Here is a 2,946-nt window from a genome sequence, read left to right as displayed (position 1 = left end):
TGTTGTCGTGTGCAATGAATTTGAGCATATTAACGCAATGAAAACAGATCCTCTGGCTAAAATTTAAAAGTGATCCACGTTGTGTATAGTTTTGCAAAAGTTAGTAAAAAAAATAGCCATAGCAGACTATACCACTATGGCTACTAATTTCAGCCTAATCTAAGGCAGTAAACAGTAACTTGTAATTACAAGTAGAGATTTCTACCTGTCATGTGCATGAGATAAGCTTTGCTTACAAATCGAGTTACTGTTGACTCAAACAATTTCCTATCATCAAATCTTGATGCCCATTGTTCGACAGCCGTACCACTCGTTATGATTGTGGATTTTTGCTTATTAAGTCTGTAGGCTACAATGTTATAAAAAGCATTAGTGTTACCCTCATAAATGTCCTCATGACCAACGTCGTCGAGGATAAGCAATCGAACATTTTTTACTTTATTGAGTAAATCAGGGGCACGAATCGGGTCTCTCAATAAGGCAAACAGTTCAGTTGAGTATGCAAAATAAATAGAGTATCCTTTTTCATAGATGGCTCTTTTGGCGTACTGTAATGCAGTAAGAGTTTTGCCTACACCAGGTTCTCCTCGTATAAATAGATTCTCATCATGCTCAAGCTCACCAAGACGTTGCGGGTCAAAGTTATCGCTAAAGCTGAAGAGATTAGGATTATAGTTAGTTTCCAACTGAGCCTCTGACAGTCCGCTTTGCTTTATTAATCTGTTTGCTCTGGCAACTCGCTTAAGCATAACAGCATGCTCTAAAGCATCTATAACGTTCTCTGCATAATTGAGGCTTTGCTCTTGCCCCTCCTCAAGGTACAGCTGCAAACTATGTTCGTAGCATCTCCAATTAAGCTCTGCGCAAACGTTAGATAGGCGGTCATGCAATGTGACGGTTTCTTTTGATGACATGCCCTTGCTCTCGCTTTTTGCACTTGGAGAATATGCTGAAGCCTTATTTTTAGGAGCACGTACCGTGACCCTAATCTTTGATTCATCAGCTACCTGTGAGTTTTCAGCATAAGAAATACAATCAGAGGTTGAGCTAGGATTGAACTCTAGGTTGTTCATCATAAGTTCCCCTCAAACATTTCATCAAGGACAGAGAGAGAACTCCTTCCTTCTGTTGGTTTTTGTAAGGCCTTCGTCTGGGCATTCACCACACTTGATTTATGGGTGCGCTGTCCATAGGTAATTACATTGGACTCTTCAGACTTTACTTCCTTGGTTTTGCTTTTTGTCCGCCTAATTGGTTTCTCCTTAAAAGGATAATTACGCAAGTTTTCTTGAGGAACCATGCCTTTGCAAATAGTGGCTCCACCCTCAGTCGAGATGATGTAATCACCTTTCGCCATAATGGCGACAATAACAGGCTGTCTCCAATATTTCTTATCCTCAATTTGGCAAGTCATACCGAAGATAGTTATTTGGCCTTTTTTGTTGACTATGAACCTTTCAGTTTGCAGTCTTAAGGACTTTGGATCAATTTTAGGAAAGACTAAAAAATCTTTTTCTTTAGTTAAATAAACTTCAGCAACAGTTTTACTTGTACTTGGATTAGCACGGTCGTGAGGACGTTTATCCGCAATATTTACACACCATGCATCAAGGTGCTGTTGAAGGTCTTCTAAATCCTTTACTTGAACGCCAGCACCTATTAAATAGTTTATACAATTGCCTTTAATGTAGCCTCCAGCACGTTCCACACGGCCCTTTGTTTGGGGTCTAAATGGTCGACAAGGCTTAGGCACAGAGCCTATCTGTTTACAAAAATAAGCAAAGGTGGGGTTAATGATATAACTATCACCATCGTTGGATGACACAAGTGATCTGTCGTTATCACAAAGGATCTCACTTGGAACTCCGTACTCAAGCACGAACCTGCATATGCTGGAAAGCCAAGAGTATTGCGTCATGTCCTTACAAACATAGCAACGCAGTAATCGTGAATAAGAAAGCACAACTTCAAATATATGAATCTCGCGCTCACCATCGACAAAAGGGAATTTAGTCGATGTAAAGTCAATCTGCATCTGTTGACCTGGAAGACAATGGAATGCATTAATTGCGCGTTTTCCAAATGCCTTCTGCTCTTCAGTGTAGTTTTTATTAATAAACAGCTGAACCGATCTGAGGCTTATATTGAATGGTGAACCAAGCCCGTACAATTCAGGCTGTTCGATCATGTTCTGATGCAAATTTACTGCGCTACCGAAGTGTTTGTACTTCTTGATAATGAAGTCAGTATCAAGATTTGCGTACCATGCAGGGCGCTTCTTGGGTACTTTCTGGTCATCATTAAGCACTCTAGCTACGGTATTTCTACTTACCCCAACTGTCAGAGCAATTTGTCTATTGCTCATCCCTCTAGATGCAAGGGTTATGATGCTGATTCTAGAATGTTCTGAAATCAAGATTTTCTACCTTATTTAGTGTTAACTTAAAAGAGTAGATATGAAAATTTCTTCGTTTCACAAACGAAAACAAATTGAGCCGGCTTACATTAAATTTCGCTTCACAAACGAAATGAATATTGAGCCACTTTATTTGATCAATTTTGATTGCGTTTCAGAAACGAAAGCAATTTGCATAACCAAACCTTGAGTCTTGATAAACAAGACAGCTAAAACTTATACGTAAACTGAATCGTGTAATGAGATCCATTTGGATCACATAATCTTTCGTCTCAGAAACGAAATAAGCAGCTGCATTATGCCTGCTTAGCAAGTGCTATTCTAGATGTTTTATGATATAAATAGTCTATTAATACTTATTTCTAGGATCCCAGTTATAACGCTCAATTTATGATACAGAAAAACCTCGTAAGGTACGTATACTTATTAAGTTTTTACTATATAAAACTGCTTGAGGTATAACAGAACCGAAACTAGCAGGTGGATCCGTTTTTCATTGCGTTGGTATGCTCAAATCGTTGCATATCACA

The 2,946-nt window shown here is 38.9% G+C and carries 2 protein-coding genes; both read right to left on the bottom strand.

Going from position 1 to position 2,946, the window contains the following annotated elements:
• Positions 1–185 precede the first annotated feature (185 nt).
• Entirely contained in the window at positions 186–1,076 is an 891-nt protein-coding gene (locus tag RDO37_RS04445) for an ATP-binding protein (RefSeq protein WP_308498249.1), read from the bottom strand.
• A complete protein-coding gene (istA, locus tag RDO37_RS04440; RefSeq protein ID WP_308498248.1) occupies positions 1,073–2,416 on the bottom strand; it encodes an IS21 family transposase in 1,344 nt (447 codons plus the stop codon). Before istA ends, RDO37_RS04445 begins: the two co-directional genes overlap by 4 nt.
• Positions 2,417–2,946: the final 530 nt, after the last annotated feature.

It is taken from the genome of uncultured Anaerobiospirillum sp. (genome assembly GCF_902485895.1).
GTDB classification, from domain to species: domain Bacteria; phylum Pseudomonadota; class Gammaproteobacteria; order Enterobacterales; family Succinivibrionaceae; genus Anaerobiospirillum; species Anaerobiospirillum succiniciproducens.
The sequence above is the reverse complement of the archived record's forward strand: the minus strand, read 5'-3'. Positions and strand labels throughout refer to the sequence as shown.

Excerpts from the sequence above, each read along its gene's own strand:
- RDO37_RS04445 (WP_308498249.1), bottom strand. The coding sequence starts at position 1,076 with ATGATGAACAACCTAGAGTTCAATCCTAGCTCAACCTCTGATTGTATT.